The 16,627-nt window shown below is 62.2% G+C and carries 18 protein-coding genes and 7 tRNA genes; 8 read left to right on the top strand and 17 right to left on the bottom strand.

The genetic code is table 11. The features are described 5' to 3' along the window. Window positions 1-13: 13 nt before the first annotated feature. The 17 genes from ruvA to CRD15_RS08570 all read right to left on the bottom strand — a co-directional run bounded on the left by ruvA (window position 14) and on the right by CRD15_RS08570 (window position 13,948). Window positions 14-652 carry a Holliday junction branch migration protein RuvA gene (ruvA, locus tag CRD15_RS08650; protein ID WP_187402364.1) on the bottom strand — a complete coding sequence of 213 codons (639 nt, stop codon included), beginning with the start codon at window positions 650-652 and terminating at the stop codon, window positions 14-16. Next, a complete protein-coding gene (ruvC, locus tag CRD15_RS08645; protein ID WP_187402363.1) occupies window positions 649-1,212 on the bottom strand; it encodes a crossover junction endodeoxyribonuclease RuvC in 564 nt (187 codons plus the stop codon). The genes ruvA and ruvC overlap by 4 nt, the downstream gene beginning before the upstream one ends. 31 nt (window positions 1,213-1,243) lie before the next feature. After that, window positions 1,244-1,999, bottom strand: coding sequence for a YebC/PmpR family DNA-binding transcriptional regulator (locus CRD15_RS08640; RefSeq protein WP_034968213.1), 756 nt, complete (start codon window positions 1,997-1,999; stop codon window positions 1,244-1,246). 112 nt (window positions 2,000-2,111) lie between these two features. Beyond that, window positions 2,112-2,702 carry a pyridoxal 5'-phosphate synthase glutaminase subunit PdxT gene (gene pdxT / locus CRD15_RS08635; protein WP_187402362.1) on the bottom strand — a complete coding sequence of 197 codons (591 nt, stop codon included), beginning with the start codon at window positions 2,700-2,702 and terminating at the stop codon, window positions 2,112-2,114. 20 nt (window positions 2,703-2,722) lie between these two features. Beyond that, a complete protein-coding gene (locus CRD15_RS08630) occupies window positions 2,723-3,601 on the bottom strand; it encodes an acyl-CoA thioesterase II (RefSeq protein ID WP_034982003.1) in 879 nt (292 codons plus the stop codon). Next, the gene (pdxS, locus tag CRD15_RS08625; protein ID WP_141747037.1) at window positions 3,601-4,503 is read right to left on the bottom strand and encodes a pyridoxal 5'-phosphate synthase lyase subunit PdxS; all 903 of its coding nucleotides are present in this window, start codon (window positions 4,501-4,503) and stop codon (window positions 3,601-3,603) included. Before pdxS ends, CRD15_RS08630 begins: the two co-directional genes overlap by 1 nt. An 85-nt stretch (window positions 4,504-4,588) precedes the next feature. Then, entirely contained in the window at window positions 4,589-5,185 is a 597-nt protein-coding gene (locus CRD15_RS08620) for a hypothetical protein (RefSeq protein ID WP_255463816.1), read from the bottom strand. Beyond that, window positions 5,182-6,345 (bottom strand): glycosyltransferase family 4 protein, encoded by a 1,164-nt coding sequence (locus CRD15_RS08615; protein WP_043015198.1) that lies wholly within the window; start codon window positions 6,343-6,345, stop codon window positions 5,182-5,184. Before CRD15_RS08615 ends, CRD15_RS08620 begins: the two co-directional genes overlap by 4 nt. Further along, window positions 6,342-7,286: a phosphatidylinositol mannoside acyltransferase gene (locus CRD15_RS08610; protein WP_034968230.1), complete on the bottom strand. Its 945-nt coding sequence runs from the start codon at window positions 7,284-7,286 to the stop codon at window positions 6,342-6,344. The genes CRD15_RS08615 and CRD15_RS08610 overlap by 4 nt, the downstream gene beginning before the upstream one ends. After that, window positions 7,286-7,951 (bottom strand): phosphatidylinositol phosphate synthase, encoded by a 666-nt coding sequence (gene pgsA / locus CRD15_RS08605; protein WP_043012147.1) that lies wholly within the window; start codon window positions 7,949-7,951, stop codon window positions 7,286-7,288. The genes CRD15_RS08610 and pgsA overlap by 1 nt, the downstream gene beginning before the upstream one ends. 8 nt (window positions 7,952-7,959) lie before the next feature. Further along, window positions 7,960-8,520, bottom strand: coding sequence for an HIT domain-containing protein (locus tag CRD15_RS08600; protein WP_051891509.1), 561 nt, complete (start codon window positions 8,518-8,520; stop codon window positions 7,960-7,962). 6 nt (window positions 8,521-8,526) lie between these two features. Then, window positions 8,527-10,530: a threonine--tRNA ligase gene (gene thrS / locus CRD15_RS08595; protein ID WP_043012148.1), complete on the bottom strand. Its 2,004-nt coding sequence runs from the start codon at window positions 10,528-10,530 to the stop codon at window positions 8,527-8,529. Between the two features lie 164 nt (window positions 10,531-10,694). Further along, the gene (locus tag CRD15_RS08590) at window positions 10,695-11,948 is read right to left on the bottom strand and encodes a Dyp-type peroxidase (protein ID WP_187402361.1); all 1,254 of its coding nucleotides are present in this window, start codon (window positions 11,946-11,948) and stop codon (window positions 10,695-10,697) included. A 5-nt stretch (window positions 11,949-11,953) separates the two neighbouring features. Then, entirely contained in the window at window positions 11,954-12,637 is a 684-nt protein-coding gene (locus CRD15_RS08585) for a copper chaperone PCu(A)C (protein WP_187402360.1), read from the bottom strand. Window positions 12,638-12,727: 90 nt separating this feature from the next. Next, window positions 12,728-13,051 (bottom strand): hypothetical protein, encoded by a 324-nt coding sequence (locus tag CRD15_RS08580; protein WP_034968256.1) that lies wholly within the window; start codon window positions 13,049-13,051, stop codon window positions 12,728-12,730. Between the two features lie 48 nt (window positions 13,052-13,099). After that, the gene (locus CRD15_RS08575; protein WP_080719771.1) at window positions 13,100-13,681 is read right to left on the bottom strand and encodes a copper resistance protein CopC; all 582 of its coding nucleotides are present in this window, start codon (window positions 13,679-13,681) and stop codon (window positions 13,100-13,102) included. A 192-nt stretch (window positions 13,682-13,873) separates the two neighbouring features. Continuing rightward, a tRNA-Val gene (locus CRD15_RS08570) sits at window positions 13,874-13,948 on the bottom strand. A gap of 249 nt (window positions 13,949-14,197) precedes the next feature. Between CRD15_RS08570 and CRD15_RS08565 the strand changes: the two genes are divergently transcribed. The 8 genes from CRD15_RS08565 (at window position 14,198) to msrB (ending at window position 16,589) form a co-directional block, all read left to right on the top strand. After that, a tRNA-Gly gene (locus tag CRD15_RS08565) sits at window positions 14,198-14,273 on the top strand. Between the two features lie 49 nt (window positions 14,274-14,322). Next, a tRNA-Val gene (locus CRD15_RS08560) sits at window positions 14,323-14,394 on the top strand. Between the two features lie 23 nt (window positions 14,395-14,417). Beyond that, window positions 14,418-14,493: transfer RNA gene (locus CRD15_RS08555), tRNA-Gly, on the top strand. Window positions 14,494-14,536: 43 nt separating this feature from the next. After that, window positions 14,537-14,611 (top strand) — tRNA-Cys (locus tag CRD15_RS08550). Window positions 14,612-14,639: 28 nt separating this feature from the next. Continuing rightward, window positions 14,640-14,711 (top strand) — tRNA-Val (locus tag CRD15_RS08545). 24 nt (window positions 14,712-14,735) lie between these two features. Continuing rightward, a tRNA-Gly gene (locus CRD15_RS08540) sits at window positions 14,736-14,811 on the top strand. 99 nt (window positions 14,812-14,910) lie between these two features. Further along, the gene (locus CRD15_RS08535; RefSeq protein ID WP_187402359.1) at window positions 14,911-16,164 is read left to right on the top strand and encodes a glycosyltransferase family 87 protein; all 1,254 of its coding nucleotides are present in this window, start codon (window positions 14,911-14,913) and stop codon (window positions 16,162-16,164) included. Further along, the gene (msrB, locus tag CRD15_RS08530; RefSeq protein WP_034972822.1) at window positions 16,164-16,589 is read left to right on the top strand and encodes a peptide-methionine (R)-S-oxide reductase MsrB; all 426 of its coding nucleotides are present in this window, start codon (window positions 16,164-16,166) and stop codon (window positions 16,587-16,589) included. Before CRD15_RS08535 ends, msrB begins: the two co-directional genes overlap by 1 nt. Window positions 16,590-16,627: the final 38 nt, after the last annotated feature.

Genomic DNA, 16,627 nt, shown 5'->3' with positions numbered 1-16,627 from the left:
TCTACAGTCTCCCCTATTTCACCGCGGCCAGGGAAGCGCGCAGCAGCGAGGAGGCATCGGGCGGGGTCTGCTCCGGCCACTGTGCCAGCACGCCGTCGACAGCCGCGTTCGCCTTCGGCTCAGTGAAGCCCAATCCCACCAGGGCTTCGATGACTTGTTCACGGACGTCCGGGGCGACTGCCCCGCCGGTGCCGGACGTGCCGGTTGCCCCGACCGCAGTTCCCAGTGCGCCTTCGCCGGCCGGATCACCGAAGTCTGCAACCTTGCCCTTCAGATCCACGGCCATGCGCTCGGCCAGACGTTTGCCCACTCCGGGGGCCTTCTGCAAAGTCTTGTGGTCTCCGTTGGATACCGCCACGGCGAGCTCTGCGGGCGACACCACGGACAGGATAGCCAGTGCCAGCCGTGCGCCCACGCCGGAAACGGACTGCAGGGTGTTGAACGCACGCTTCTCGTCGGCATCCTTGAATACGTACAACGTCTGCGAGTCCTCGCGCACCACCATCGCGGTGGTCACGAACACTTCTTCGCCGCGTGGTAGCTCCGCGATGGTCGTGGCCGTGCCAGCGCACTGGTAGCCGACACCGGCGCACTCGATAACCACGTAATCAAGACCCTTATCAATGACGATTCCGCGCAGTGATGCGATCATAGTTTCCCCTTCACAAGATGGTTCAGCGGCGCTCGCCAGCAATGGCAGACCGCCAGCGCCAACGCATCCGCCGCGTCCGGTGGCTTCGGCGGCTCGCCGAGCCCCAGGATGCGGGTGATCATGCGGGTCATCTGTGCCTTGTCTGCCCGGCCATTGCCGCTGATGGACTTCTTGACCTCACTGGGCGTGTACATGTGCACGTCCACTCCCCGCTTCGCCGCGGCAAGCATCAGCACGCCCGATGCGTGGGCGGTGTTCATCACCGTGGACACATTGGATCGTTCAAAGACGCGCTCGAGCGCCACCACATGCGGCTGGTAATCGTCGAACCACTGCTCCACCGCAGTGGATAGCTTAAGCAGTCGCTGCTCTAGCGCCATATCGGCGGGAGTCCGCACCACCCCCACGGCCACGGGGTACACGGCCCGCCCCTTCCCCGCCTGCACTACAGAAAGTCCGCAGCGTGTCAGCCCAGGGTCGATCCCCATGACGCGCAGCCCGGCCAGCGAGGTCGGGCTAGCGGCTGGGGCGCCCCAGGCGGAATTCTGTGGAGTACTCATCGTGCCATAAAGAATAGCACAGATGTTCCAATTACTCCCCGTCCAGCTCCGCCAGCACCTCGTCCGACAGGTTCATGTTCGTAAACACGTTCTGCACGTCGTCTGAATCTTCCAGCGCGTCAATAAGGTTAAACACCTTCTTCGCCGTGGACGCATCGGCCGGAACTTCCATTGTGGCGCGGAAGTCCTGTTCAACGGAGTCGTAGTCGATTTCCGCTTCCTTCAGCGCGTCGCGCACCGCGTTCATATCGGAAGACTCGCACACGACCTCGAACTTCTCGCCGATGTCGTTGACTTCTTCCGCACCCGCGTCCAGCACGGCCAGCAGGATGTCGTCCTCGGTGTGGTCGCCCTTCTCCAGCACAGCCACGCCCTTGCGGTTGAACAGGTAGGAAACGGAGCCCGCGTCGGCCATGTTGCCGCCGTTCTTGTTCATGGCGGTGCGCACGTCGGTGGCGGCGCGGTTGCGGTTGTCGGTCAGGCACTCGATGAGCATGGCCACACCGTTGGGGCCGTAACCTTCGTACATGATCGTTTCCCAGTTAGCGCCGCCGGCTTCTTCGCCAGAGCCGCGCTTGCGGGCGCGCTCGATGTTGTCGTTGGGCACCGAGGACTTCTTGGCCTTGGTGATCGCATCCTGCAGCGTCGGGTTCGCGCTGGGGTCACCACCACCGGTACGGGCAGCCACTTCGATGTTCTTGATCAGCTTGGCAAATTCCTTGCCACGCTTCGCATCGTTGGCAGCCTTCTTGTGCTTGGTCGTTGCCCATTTTGAGTGGCCGGACATGGTCCTCTTTCGGTAGTCGGGTTCGTCTGTATCGCTTCCATACTAGACCTCCCGCTGCACCGACAGTCACGCGCATGGCCTTTTCTATTGACGCCCCCACGCCGGAACCGCCCTACACCCCAGCGCGGTGCCCTTCAACCATCAGTAGGAAGTAGCCGTGCACGCGATTGTCTTCGGACAACTCCGGATGGAAGCTGCATCCCAGCACGTTACCCTGGCGCACGCCCACGATGGTTCCATCAGGCAGGGTGGAAACCACCTTGACCCCATCGCCCACTTCCTCGACCTTGGGGGCGCGGATAAACACGGCCTCGACCGGCGTCTCGATATCCCCGAACGGCAACTGGGTCTCGAAGGAATCCACCTGGCGGCCGAAAGCGTTGCGCCGCACTGTGATGTCTAGCGCGTGCAAGCTGTGGGCGTCCGCACGAGTATCCAGAACCCGATCGGCCAGCAGGATCAACCCGGCGCAGGTACCAAACACCGGCAGGCCATCGGCGATGCGGGCGCGCAGAGGCTCCAGCATTCCGCCGAGATCCAGCAACTTGGACATCGTTGTGGACTCGCCACCGGGCAGGATCAGCCCGTCGAGGCCCTCCAGGTGTTCGGTCCGGCGGACGGCGCGGGCTTCGTGGCCCAGGCGCTCGATACTGCGCATGTGCTCGACGAATCCGCCCTGCACGCTCAACACACCGATGATCACAGCGCTACTGCTCCTTCTAGCTATTGCTTCTTCAAAGGCACCGAGGAGGCACCGTCGCGCAGGCTGCGGGTCAGACCCTCCTGCGTAACCACGGCAACAAGGTCGCCCTGCTGGTTGAAGATCCGCCCGTGGGTCAAAGCTCGACCACCGTGGGCGGACGGGGAAATCTGGTCGTACAAAAGCCACTCGTCGGCACGGAAGGGGCGCAGGAACCACATCGCGTGGTCCAGCGAGGCCTCCTGGAACTCCGCCGGGCGGTGCGGAACCAACGCCGAGGACAGCAACGTCATGTCGGACATGTACGCCAGGGTGCAGACGTGCAGTGTGTCTGCGTCCAAACCCTCTACCTCCGGCAGCGGGGTCTTCGTGCGGAACCACACCACCTGTTGGGAGGCGGTGTACTTGTTGTGCTCGTAGTCCTCCGGTGGCACAATCCGCACGTCCCAATCCGCCCACTCGTCACGGAACAGGCGCTGCATGCTGGTCAGCGATCTCGGATCAACCACAATCAATTCTGGGTCCGGAACCGCGCGCATCTCATCGGAGTGCTCGGGGCCGTAGTCGTTCCGGATGTGAAAGCTGGCCTGCATGATAAAGATGGCCTTGCCGTTCTGTACGACCTTAACGGAACGGGAAACGAAAGATCGACCATCGCGCACGCGGTCGACCAACATCACCGTCGGCGCGTCGGGGTTGCCGGGGCCGACGAAGTAGCCGTGCAGGGAATGCACGCTGAACTCGTCGCTCACTGTGCGGGTAGCTGCCACCAGAGCTTGGGCGGCCACCTGGCCTCCGTAGGTGCGAGCCAACTTCGACGGCAGTGGACTACCGCGGAAAATGTCGCGGTCGACGCGCTCCAGATCCAGGATGTCAAGGATCTTCGGACGGTGATCTGCCATTACCAGCCGCGCTCCGCCAGACGGTGTGGCTGCGGAATCTCATCCACGTTGATGCCCACCATGGCCTCGCCCAGTCCACGGGAAACCTTGGCGATGGTCGCCGGGTCATCGTAGTTCTGGGTGGCCTGGACAATGGCGCGGGCGCGCTGCTCCGGGTTGCCGGACTTGAAGATGCCGGAGCCGACGAAGACACCTTCGGCGCCGAGCTGCATCATCATTGCAGCGTCGGCCGGGGTGGCGATGCCACCGGCGGTGAACAGCACAACCGGAAGCTTGCCGTTGGTCGCTACCTCGCGAACCAGCTCGTACGGCGCCTGCAGCTCCTTGGCTGCAACGTAGAGCTCGTCATCAGCCATGGAGGTCAGTCGGTTGATCTCCGCACGGATGGTGCGCATGTGGGTCACGGCGTTGGAAACATCGCCGGTGCCGGCCTCGCCCTTGGAGCGAATCATGGCTGCGCCCTCGTTGACGCGGCGCAGTGCCTCACCCAGGTTGGTGGCGCCACAGACGAAAGGCACCTCGAAGTCGAACTTGTCGATGTGGTTCTTGTAATCGGCTGGGGTCAGCACCTCGGACTCGTCGATGAAGTCCACGCCGAGGGATTGCAGGACCTGAGCCTCCACGAAATGGCCGATACGAGCCTTAGCCATCACCGGGATAGAGACGGCGTTGATGATGCCCTCGATCATGTCCGGATCGGACATGCGGGACACGCCACCTTCGGCGCGGATATCGGCGGGCACGCGCTCTAGAGCCATGACGGCGGTAGCGCCGGCATCCTCGGCGATCTTGGCCTGCTCCGGGGTAACGACGTCCATGATGACGCCGCCCTTGAGCATGTCGGCCAGGCCGCGCTTGACGCGAGCGGTACCAGTGTGGGCAGCAGAAGAGTTATTAGTCACGATGCTTGACTTCCCATCTTTCAAGAAATGTGGATTTGCTCTAGTCTAACCTGTCTAGTTTGCGGAAACGCTATCGGGCGGGCGCTTAAATCTGGTCCTCCACAGAGTCTGCCTCACCTGCGGAATCCTGCGCGTAACCGGGCTGGGCCTCACCGCGCTGGGCGTCACTGGGCTGGGCGTCACCTGATTGGGTGGCACCCTGTGCGGGCGCAGGGCTGGACAGCAGCGCCTCGTAGTATTCCGGCAGTGGGGCGCGACCGGCCAGACGGAGGACGCGGACCAGCGGGCGCGTACGCACACTGAGCGTGTCGGATACCGCGTCGTTGTAGAACCGCGCGGCCAGATCCACCTTCGAGGAGGCCTCCACGAAGCTCGCGGCGTTCCAGACCTCCGGTTTCAGTTCGCTCAGCAGCTCGTTTTCCGCGCCGCTGCGTGCCCCCATGTCAGTGGCCCGCAGTGCCACCCGGTTCACCTGCGCCACCTCCTGGCTCAGGTCCGGTTGCAGTGCCGCAATCACGGCCGATCGGGAATGCAACGCGCCTTCCAGGCTCACGCGGGCGGAGTCCGTGCGGATGTGTAGGCGGTTCAGCCTGGTGGCCATGCCAGAGGCCCACACGCCGACAATGATCGCGAGGATCACCGCCAGCGCGGCGATCATTGCCCATACCGGAATCGTGATCATGCCAACGTCACCTTTCGCCCCTTCACCGTCACCGTGTCATAGACCTGCTCCACCTGGTCGGTCACGGTTTTCCAGTCGAAGTCCATCGCCCTTGCCGCGCCGGCTTTGATGAGCTCCGCCCGGGTGTTTCCCTCCCGCAGCAGCTGCACGGCCTGCTTCGCCAGGTTCTCGGCCGAGCCATTGTGGAAAAGCCGGGCGGATTTGCCGTGCTGACCGACCGCCTCGAAAGCCGGAATGTCGCTGGCCAGCACCGCGGCACCAGCCGCCATGCCTTCAACCAGGACGATTCCGAAGCTCTCGCCACCGGTGTTCGGCGCCACATAGACATCGCTAGCGCTCAAGGCGCTGGCCTTGTCTGCGTCGCTGACGCGCCCGAGCACGCGCACGTGGGCGTCACTAGGACCTAGCCCTACACACGAGGAAAGCCCCAGGTTACGTACCCGCTCGACCAGCGCATCGATGTCGCCGCCACCGGCTATGATCAGCTCCACATCGGGCACCTCCGCCACGATCCGCGGCATGGCCTCCAACAGAACCTGCAGTCCCTTCCGGGGCTCTTCGAAACGGCCAAGGAACATCAAGCGGGGGCGCTCCACACCGGGCTGACCGAGGCCCTCCAAGGGGCGAGCCTCCCGGTAGACGGAAGTATCCACGCCGTTGGGGATCAGCACCGGGTCGCCGGCCAGGTTCTCCACCTGCCACTTGCGCGCCTCCTCAGAGACTGCGATACCGCCGTGGATGCGTTCCAGGTAGGGCCGCAGGAACGGCAGGGCTACCTTCAGAATCTTCGACTCGCTGGCAGAGGCGTGATACGTGGCCACGATCGGTCCCTCCGCCACGGCCATGGCCATCATGGAATACGACGGCGAGTTCGGCTCGTGGATGTGCAGCAGGTCGAATTGATTATCACGGATCCAGCGCTTCAGGTGCTTTCTGGTGCGCGGGCCAAAGCTCAGCCGGGCGACCGAGCCGTTGTAGCGGATCGGAATGCTGGAACCACCTAGCTCCACGAAATCCGGCAGCCCCTCGGCGGACTTCCCCGGGCCGATCAGACTGACCTCGTGTCCGCGCTTGCGCAGCTCCGTACACAGGTCGATGGCGTGGATCTGTACTCCGCCGGGTTCGTCGAAGGAGTACGGGCAGACCATTCCTATCCTCATGCGTCCTCCAACCCCAGTCGCTTGCGCCGTGCCTCGGATAGGTCGGCGAACCACAGAGGCTGCAGCATGTGCCAGTCCTGTGGATCCATGGCGATACCCCGAGCGAAGTTATCGGCCATCTCCTGCACGATGTCCTGCAGCTCGCGTCCGTCCACGGCGACCGGGGTGGTTTCGTGTTCCCAGGTCTCGGGCTGGCCCCGTCGGGCGGCATCCGAATCGGTCGACCCGCCACGGAAAGCCACGCGGGCGGTGAACAGGTTAGCCCCGGTGCGCTGTGCCAGCAGCGCCGCACCAGCGGGCATGGAAGTCCTTTCACCGAAGAAGTCCACGTGCACGCCGTGGCCGGTCATGTCGCGCTCCCCCATCAGGCAGATCGTCCCGCCGCCCCGCAGCACTTCCTCCATCTGCTCCAGCGGCGGTACCTTTGCACCCGTTAAGGCGATGATTTTAAAGCCCAGCGATTCGCGGTACTCCACGAACGCCTCGAAAAGGCTCTCTGGCTTCAGCCGTTCCGCCACCGTCGTGAACGTCCCGTAGTGGTGGACCAGCCACACACCGGCCATATCCCAGTTGCCCGCGTGCGGCAGCGCGATGATCGTTCCGCGCCCAGATTCTGCGCTGGCGTGCAGCGCCTCCAGCGACCCGGGCACGAAGTTCCGGTTCAGCTCCGCAGCCAGCTCCGGCCCCGCCATGGCTGGTAGCTGGAAGGCCTCGCGCCAATAGCGCATGTAGCTGCGCATCGACCGGCGCACCAGGTCGCGAGTGACGTTTTCTGGCCCGACGACGCGCGCCAGGTTGCGGCGCAGCTGCTCTGGGCCTTTGCCGTTTTTGGACGCCACGTCTGCGCCCCATTCGAACAGTACTTTCGCCACCGGCTGCGGCAGCTTGGAGGTGATCTTCCAGCCGGCAATATAGGCCGCGGCCGTGAGCCGCTCGCGCATTACTGCTCACCCCCGTCGGTCGGGAACTCGCGGGCTCCTTCGGGGGCGGCGATGGTCTCAGACGCGGCGTCAGAACGCGCGACAACGACCAAGCGCTGAATGACCGTAAACAGCGAACCAGCAGCGAGGATCCACAGGCCCCAAGCGAGGATGTGCGGGATACCCAGACCGCTCAGGCCGACGGCGACGAGCGAGATGATGAGGCGCTCGGGGCGTTCGATCAGGCCACCCACGACCTTGATGCCGGAGGCCTCGGCGCGGGCTTTGACGTAGCTGGTGACCTGGCTGGCGACCAGAATCACCAGGCAGACGCACATCATGATGGTGTTGACGGGATCCTGGAGGCCGAACCAGACGACGAGGGCTCCGAAGATTGCCCCGTCACTGAGGCGGTCGCAGGTTGCGTCCAACGTGGCGCCGAAGCGGGTGCCGCCGCCGCGCATGCGGGCCATGGTGCCGTCGACCATGTCGGTAGCCACGGTCAGGCCAATCAGCACCGCCGCGGTGAAGTGATGTCCGGTGGGAATCAACCACAGCGCGAAACCGATCGCCAGCATGGTGCCAAAGACGGTCACCGCGTTGGGGGTGATCCCCACCTTGTGCAGCACCCGGGCGATCGGTTCGATGATGACCGCGGCGGGACCGCGGCCGTGCACGCTAAGCATCGCTGAAGTTACTCTCCCTTGTCTGCGGAAAGGACGGTGCGCTCCCATGCCTCCGCTAACAGCGCACGGGTCTCGCGCAAGGTCTGTGGCAGCACCTTGGCACCGGTCATGACTGTCATGAAGTTAGCATCACCCACCCACCTCGGCACTATATGTTGGTGGAGGTGTGTCGGAATGGAGCCACCCGATGCCTTGCCCAGATTCAGGCCGACATTCACCGCATCGGGCTTCGACACGGCGCGCAGGGTCTTCAGCGCAATCTTCGTAAACTCCGCGAGCTCCGCGGTTTCTTCGTCCGTGAGCTCCGTGTAGTCCGCAACCTGGCGGTAAGGAACCACCAGCATGTGCCCGGGGTTGTAGGGGTACAGGTTCAGCACGCAGTAGACGGTCTGGCCGCGGGCGACGATCAGCGCCTCCTCGTCCGACTGCTCCGGCAGGGTGGAAAAAGGGTCAGCGGAACGATCCGACTTTGCGATGTACTGCGAGCGGTAGGGAGCCCACAGCCTCTCGAGCCCGCCTTGCAGGTTGGGCTGCGAGCCTGCGCCTTGGTCTACGTACTGGTCCCCCACAGCGATTTAAGCCTCCACCAACGGCTGTACCAGTTCCGCGCTTGGCTGGGCATTGCGGCGTTCGCGGATCCAGGTGGAGATGATGCGCAGGGCATCCTCGCGTGGCACGCCGTTAACCTGGGTGCCGTCGAGGAAGCGGAAGCTCACCGCGTTGGCTTCCACGTCACGCCCGCCGACCAGCAGCATGAACGGCACCTTGCCGGTGGTGTGGTTGCGGATCTTCTTCTGCATGCGGTCGTCCGACGTATCGACCTCCGCGCGGATTCCCTGGGTGCGCAACTCGGCAGCGAAGTCCTCCAAGTAGTCGTTGAACTCGTCGGCGACGGGGATGCCGACGACCTGGTGCGGAGCCAGCCATGCCGGGAAGGCACCGGCATAGTGCTCCAACAGCACGCCGAAGAATCGTTCGATGGAGCCGAACAGGGCACGGTGGATCATGATCGGACGCCTCTTCGAACCATCCGGGGCGGTGTATTCCAGGTCGAAGCGCTCCGGCAGGTTGAAGTCCAACTGTACGGTGGACATCTGCCAGGTGCGGCCGATGGCGTCGCGGGCTTGCACGGAGATCTTCGGACCGTAGAAAGCAGCACCGGCCGGATCCGGAACGAGTTCCAGCCCCGACTTGGTGGCCACGCGCTCCAGGATCTCGGTGGAGCGCTCCCAGATCTCGTCGCTACCGACGAACTTGTTCGGATCCTTGGTGGATAGCTCTAGGTAGAAGTCATCCAGACCGTAGTCGCGCAGCAGGGAAATGATGAACTCCAGCACCGTCGTTAGCTCTTGTTCCAGCTGGTCCTCGGTGCAGTAGATGTGCGCATCGTCCTGGGTAAAGCCGCGGGCGCGGGTGAGTCCGTGGATCACGCCGGACTTCTCGTAGCGGTACACAGTGCCGAACTCGAACAGGCGCAGCGGCAGCTCGCGGTAGGAGCGCCCGCGTGAGGCGAAGATCAGGTTGTGCATCGGGCAGTTCATCGGCTTGGCGTAGTAGTCCTGCGCCGGCTTGGTCTCGTTACCCTCGTCATCGGTCTCCCCGTCCAGCTGCATGGGCGGGAACATGCCGTCTGCGTAGAAGTCCAGGTGCCCGGACTTCTGGAACAGGTCACCCTTGGTGATGTGCGGGGTGTTAACGAAGCTGTAGCCGGAGGCAATGTGACGCTTGCGGGAGTGCTCCTCCATCTCCAGGCGCACGATGCCGCCGTCCGGGTGGAACACGGGGAAGCCAGAGCCGATCTCGTCCGGGAAGCTGAACAGATCCAGTTCCTGTCCCAGTCGGCGGTGGTCACGCTTCTCCGCCTCCGCCAGCATCGTCTGGTACTCGGCCAGCGCTTCCTTGGATTCCCACGCGGTTCCGTAGATGCGCTGCAGACCAGCCTTGGACTGGTCACCGCGCCAGTAAGCGGCGGAGGAACGGGTCAGCGCGAAGGCCGGAATGTAGCGAGTGGTGGGCACGTGCGGGCCGCGGCAGAGGTCGTACCACTCGACGTCGCCGGTGCGCGGGTTGACGTTGCTGTAGGCGGTCAGCTCGCCGGAGCCGACCTCGGTAGCCTCGTCGGAATTCGGGTCGACGTTGCCCTTGTCGGCGATCAGTTCGGTCTTGAAAGGCTCGTCCGTGTACTCCGCACGCGCCTGCTCTACGTCGTCGTAGGCCTTGCGCTCGAACTTCTGGCCGGACTTGATGATCTTCTTCATCGCCTTTTCCAGCTTGTTCAGGTCCTCCGGGGTGAAGGGCTCTGCAACCTGGAAGTCGTAGTAGAAGCCGTTTTCGATGGCCGGGCCGATGCCCAGCTTCGTGCCGGGGAACTCCTTCTGAACGGCCTGAGCCAGGACGTGTGCGCAGGAGTGGCGAATAACCCCGCGTCCCTCATCGGTGTTGGCGGGCACCGCAGTCACATCGGTGTCTTGCTCTGGTGCCCAGGAAAGGTCGCGCAGCTGGCCGACGTTGTCGCCCTCAGCTTCCTTGACGCAGACGATGGCTTCCGGGCCTTTGTTCGGCAGTTCCAGCTCGCGCATTGCAGCGCCTGCGGGAGTGCCTGCCGGCACCCGGAAGGTTACGGGTGCCTGATGGGCATCGGCTGCTGGAGGGTTTGCGGGGTTACTCACTTGTGGATCGCGCTCCTTCTAAAGGCTCATGTGACGGTCACATACCTGGTGACAGTCCTCAACGCCCGTAGATTCTACCCCTCTAGAATCTTCTGGCCCCAGTACGCCCCGTGTTGGGTGCCGGGCAGTACCCAAAACACCGCGGAGCCGACGTGGGTAATCCACTTATTCAGTCGATCCTTTTCCGCCAGTCGCTTCTGCAGTGGAGTGAAGGCCTTGTCGGGGTCGTTCTGGAAGCAGATGAAGATAAGGCCGCTGTTGCCCAGTGGCGTTACTTCGTTGTCCCAGTTGTAGGCGCGACGGCGTATGTGCGTGCCCTCGCCGGCGGTAATGCCAACGTGGCTGCGCTCGTCGATCAACGGCAGACCGTCATCGCCCGTCTTGTTCAGATCCACTGGGTCGAATTCGTCGTTGCCGCCGATCGGGGCGCCCGTATCGACGTGGCGCCCGAACACGACCTCCCGCGACTTTCGATCCAGTTGCTCCCAGGCCGGCATGTCGAAAACGATCCGGCGCACGACCATAGCGCTGCCGCCCTGGTCGTCCCAGATGAACTCGTTGTATTCCTCTTCCTTGCGGGGAATGGCCGTGCCATCCTTGAATCCCAGCAGGTTGCGGGGAGTCTCACCTGTGGGTGAGTCGACGAATCCGCGCTGGGTCCACTTCGGCGTGGCGTAGTCGCGCCCGCCACGGGTCAAAACGCGAGCCGCGTGACTAACGGCCGTCAGATCGTCGCCGCAGATCTGTAGAACCACATCGGCTGCGCCGAAATCATCGTTGAGCTTGTCCCCCTTGAACTTCGGCAAGCCGTCCAGGTTCTTCTTTACCCACGACGGAGCATCGCCCAGAAGACCTACTTCCTCAATCAGCTTCGGCCCCCACCCGACGGTAATCGTCAGGTTCTGGGGTGCGACGGTCAACTCGTGCTCCAGATCCGCCAGGGCGGTCTTGCCCTGCGTCATCGAGCGAGCGTCACCCGTCCAGATCCGCATCAAGCGTGTGAGGTTCTGCTTCAACCCACCGCTGGGCAGCCCGTCCCTCTGCAGGTCAAAAGCCACGACCAGCGCATGGGTCTGCGAGTCTTCCTGGATTCCTGCTTGGTGCGGCCCGTCGAAATCTATCTTTCTTATTGACGCCCCACTGTCCGCCCCAGCATTGCCAGCTGACGCAGCGGAATCATCCGCCGAGCTGCATGCTGCCAGTACGGATGCGGCGCCGGTCATGCCCAGCCCGGCGAAGAAACCTCGGCGGGTGAGCTTATGCCCGCTGGCGGGTTCGGGCGTGGGGGCGTCAGAAAGCGAAGAACGGGAATCTACAGGATCAGACATGGCGATTAGTGGTGCTCGTGGCCCTCGTGGCTCATGTGATCACCGTGATCATGCCCCATGTGATCATGACCCTCGTGCCCCTTGCCGTCCTGGCCCTCGCCATAGTGCTCGTGGGTCGACTGCTGAACGCGCACCGGGATGTTCTTCATCTCGTATTCCTTGCCGTCCTCGTCCACGAGGGTCAGGGTCAGGGCATCACCGGCGGAGAGCTCCTTCTTAACCTCCATGATCATGATGTGATCGCCGCCGGGCTCCAGAGCCTTGTCCTTGCCCGCAGGAATCTTCATGTCGGAGACCTGCTTCATCACACCGGCGTTGTCAACCGTGTGCAGCTGATAATCAGCACCATCGATGTCGCCCTTGACCTCGGTGATGGTGATGTCCTTGTCAGTGGTGTTGTGCAGAGTACCGAAGACGGCAGTCATCATCTTGTCTGCGCCCTTTGCCGTCACATAAGCGTCCTTGAACTGCAGCTCCTCGCTGCCAATCGCTGCAGACTCTCCACCCTGCTCGGCGGATTCAGCGGCCGAGGACTCGGTTGCCGAAGCGCTCTGGGAGCTAGTGGAATCCTTCTTCTCATCCCCGCTATCAGAACATGCGGAAAGAACCAGCGCACCACTGAGGGCAATCGCGGCCACCGAAGCGGCACGCAAGCTCTTCTTGGAAGCATTCAGGGAGGTCAGGGACATAACGAACCTTTCGTTTAAAAAGGCGTTCAGGCCCACCATCGTTGTGCCCGGGAATATCCCGGGCACGCACGCTACTAAAAGTTTCGTGCGTTAGTTGGCGGAACCAGACGCGGAAGCTGCGCCGGAGGCGGTTGCCTCGGCGTTGTTCCCGGCCGTGCCGTCCATCTCAGTCATCTCGGACTCTGCAGTCGCGGATTCAGACTCAGCCTCAGACTCGGTTTCAGACTCGGTCTTAGACTCAGCGGAATCCGTAGCTGCCTCCTGAGTGGACTGGATGCTCGGGGTAGCCGGGCCGGTGGTGGCAGTGTCCTCGCGCTTGTCACCGTCGTTCTCATGCGGAGGGGTGCAGGCGGACAACGCGAGAGCGGTGGAAAGAGCCAGTGCAGCGGCGGTTGCAGAGCGGAACTTCTTCACGGGAATTCTCCTGATCAGGTAAACGTCAACAAATCACGCGCGAAGAACCTAGTCGTTCTTCACATCGCGAAAGCGGGCAATGGCGAGCGCCAGTGCACCTACAATTACGACGATACCGCCCAAAGGCAATAACCAAGAAGGAACACTCGGGGATTGCTCCCCCGCTTCCCCCTCTTCACTCTTTTTCTCCTCTCCACTATCGCCAGCGCCGTTAACCGTTCCGCCCTCAGCTTCGAGAGTGAACTTGACGCTACCGCGAGTGGAGTGACCATCGGAGCTAGTGATCTGGTAGCCGATAACGTACTCGCCGTTGTCCTTCTTCGACTGGACATCCTCGGGCACGTCGATGCTCAACTGCCGACCATCTGCCTTCGGCTCCCCGCGGAACAGAACATCGCCGTTGTGGGACAACGCGATGTTGTTGAAACCATCCTGCGGCGCGCCGGAGAAATCCAGCACGATTTTGCCTGGCAAATGGTCAACCGTGGAGTTGGCAGAAGGGTTCGAATTCAGCACCACGTCGTGAGCCTCCGCAGGAGCACTGACCCCCACCGAGACGGCAGCGACCATTCCACACGCGGCAAGGCCGCGAGCGAGGGGGCGTCCAAAAGAAGAAAAACGGCGAGGCATGAAAACGGTGAACCTTTCTGTCACAGACACTGCTAACACCATAGCGCCGAAAACGATGGATGAAATCCTGCGAACACTTTCGACACTGCATGAGTAGTCGGGCGCGGGCTGACAATAGTTCCCACCCCAGATCCCCCACCCCCTAGAGGGGGAAAAGAAAAACCGCCCGGCGCCTACGCGCCGGGCGGATGTTGGTGGTTCCAACTGGGTTCGAACCAGCGACCTTTCCGGTGTGAGCGGAACGCTCTTCCACTGAGCTATGGAACCTTAGTGATCCTTTGCGACCACTGGGGAAGAAAGTTACCACTAGGAACTCAGCAGAACCAAACCCCCTTGAAGTCAGCGGTGCCGAAAATCCCAACGATGTAGTTCTATGGCTGCGACCCCGGCAGTATCTCCGGCAACGAAGCGCTGTTTAACCTGGGGATTTGTGATCTGGCAGATAAACACGCTAGTGTTTGTTTTCGCAACAACGATCGATTGCACATTCAGTAGCACCGATCAATGTTTGCGAGTGCGGATGTAGCGCAGTTGGTAGCGCATCACCTTGCCAAGGTGAGGGTCGCGAGTTCGAGTCTCGTCATCCGCTCCACGCTCAAGCCTAGTAGGTTCCCTAATAGGACTTGGGTCGTTGATTTCCTGCGCGTTTAGCTCAGCGGGAGAGCGCTTCCCTGACACGGAAGAGGTCACTGGTTCGATCCCAGTATCGCGCACAGGATCCCATGCGGATCCGAATGCGGATGTAGCGCAGTTGGTAGCGCATCACCTTGCCAAGGTGAGGGTCGCGAGTTCGAGTCTCGTCATCCGCTCCACGGTTCACTAAAGTGGACCACGAGCAAGCACTTCACTTGCCGCGGTGGAATGGCTGAGTGGCTTAGGCAACGGTCTGCAAAACCGTGTACACGGGTTCGATTCCCGTTTCCACCTCCACATTCTTAAACACAAAGTGAACTATTAGGCGCGTTTAGCTCAGCGGGAGAGCGCTTCCCTGACACGGAAGAGGTCACTGGTTCGATCCCAGTATCGCGCACAGGATCCCCCCGAGGATCCGAATGCGGATGTAGCGCAGTTGGTAGCGCATCACCTTGCCAAGGTGAGGGTCGCGAGTTCGAGTCTCGTCATCCGCTCCAAAAAATTTGAGGGAGGCTCCGCGCCTCCCTCTTTTTGCTTTCTTACCAGCGGCGTGGCACCGGGGCGCGGGGAACTTCCGGGGCTAAAATCATTCCGCGATGAATGCCGACAAATCTACTTCTCCCCGTGTAGACACCTCCCGGTTGCTCTGCGTGGTGTTCTGGCCGCTAGCCGTGATGACTTTTATCCACCGCGCGTTCCTGCACCCCTGGAACGCACGGCTGACCGATGACTTCGGGACGGTCATTAACGCCCTGTACAAATTCCGCGCGCACGAGGCGATCTACGACCAGGACTATTCGTCCACCGACCCCCACTACTTGTACTCCCCCGGCGCCACGCTGCTGCTGAGCCCCCTGTCGCTGGTTGGCAACATCGATGCCGCCCGCGCGATTTACGTGGTCGGCAACGCCATCGCGGCCGTACTCGCGGTGATGGTGCTGACAAGGTTGTTCGGCTTCCGCCTTTCCTCCTGGGTTGTGCCCGTCGGCGTCTTCTTCCTCTTCAGCTCCGAATCGATCGCGAACACCCTGGGCTTCGGCAACATCAACGGCGTGCTGCTGCTGGCCGAGTCGCTATTCCTCTGGCTGCTCATTAACAACCGGAGCCTGCTGGCGGGGCTCGTGATCGGCCTAGCCATCACGGTCAAGCCCCAGTTCCTCCCCCTGCTGTTCATTCCACTGATGCGCCGTCAGCTTTCCACCATTGGCATTGCAGTGGCGATTCCGGTTGGGCTGAACGCCATCGCCTTCCCACTGACCGCCAACGCCAACGATTACTTCGACAAGCTGCTGCCTTACCTCGGCGGCGTTCGCGACTTCGCCAATTCCTCCATTCCTGGGGTCGGCGTGTACTTCGGTTTCCCGGATTGGACGATCTGGCTGTGGCGGATCTTGGCGGCTCTGGGCGTGATCGTGGCCCTCGCGATGCTGTTGCGCTTCCGTGACCGCGACCCCGTCATGTGGTCTGCAACCACGGCCGGTGTCTTATTGACAGGCGTGTTCTTGATCAGCAGCCTGGGGCAGATGTACTACTCGATGCTGCTGTTGCCGATGATCTTCACGGTACTGCGATCCCGTTCCACCATGCACAACCCGGTGGCGTGGTTGGGCGTGTACCTGTTTTTCAGTTTCGACGAGTGGTTTTCCGACCGGTGGGTCAACTATGGCCGTATCGCGGAATATACTCGCGGCACAATCGGTTGGTCATTGTTGATCGTGTCTGCCGCGGTGGTTTCGGTGTTGTGGTTTCTTAGGGATCGACGCCACAGCGTCCACCCCCTCGGCGATCTGCACACGAATGGCCTGTTCTACCGGGCACCAGCCGAATCGGTACGTGAGAGGAAAGACTAATGGTAGAGCTGAACCCTTCCGTCGACTACCGCAAGCTCTCCGAGGAGCAGTGGCGCGAACGGTTGACCCCTGAGGAGTTCACCGTGCTGCGCCAGGCGGGTACCGAAGCCCCGTTTAAGGGCGAGTACACCGATACCGAAACCGAGGGCGTGTACGCCTGCAAGGGCTGCGGCGCAGAGCTGTTCCGTTCCAGCGAAAAGTTCCACTCGCACTGTGGGTGGCCGAGTTTCTTTGATCCGAAGGATTCCGACGCGGTGATTACCCGCGTGGATAACTCGCTGGGTATGCGCCGGATCGAGGTGCTTTGTGCACGCTGCGAAAGCCACCTTGGCCATGTTTTTGAGGGTGAGGGCTACCCCACCCCCACGGATCAGCGCTATTGCATCAACAGCATTGCGCTGACTCTCAAGCCCACCGAGGGCTAAAAGAGCCAAAGAAAAAGGCGCCCAGTGGGCGCCTTTTG

The sequence above is a fragment of the Corynebacterium sp. LK28 genome (assembly GCF_014335105.1).
Classification (GTDB): domain Bacteria; phylum Actinomycetota; class Actinomycetes; order Mycobacteriales; family Mycobacteriaceae; genus Corynebacterium; species Corynebacterium macclintockiae.
The sequence above is the reverse complement of the archived record's forward strand: the minus strand, read 5'-3'. Positions and strand labels throughout refer to the sequence as shown.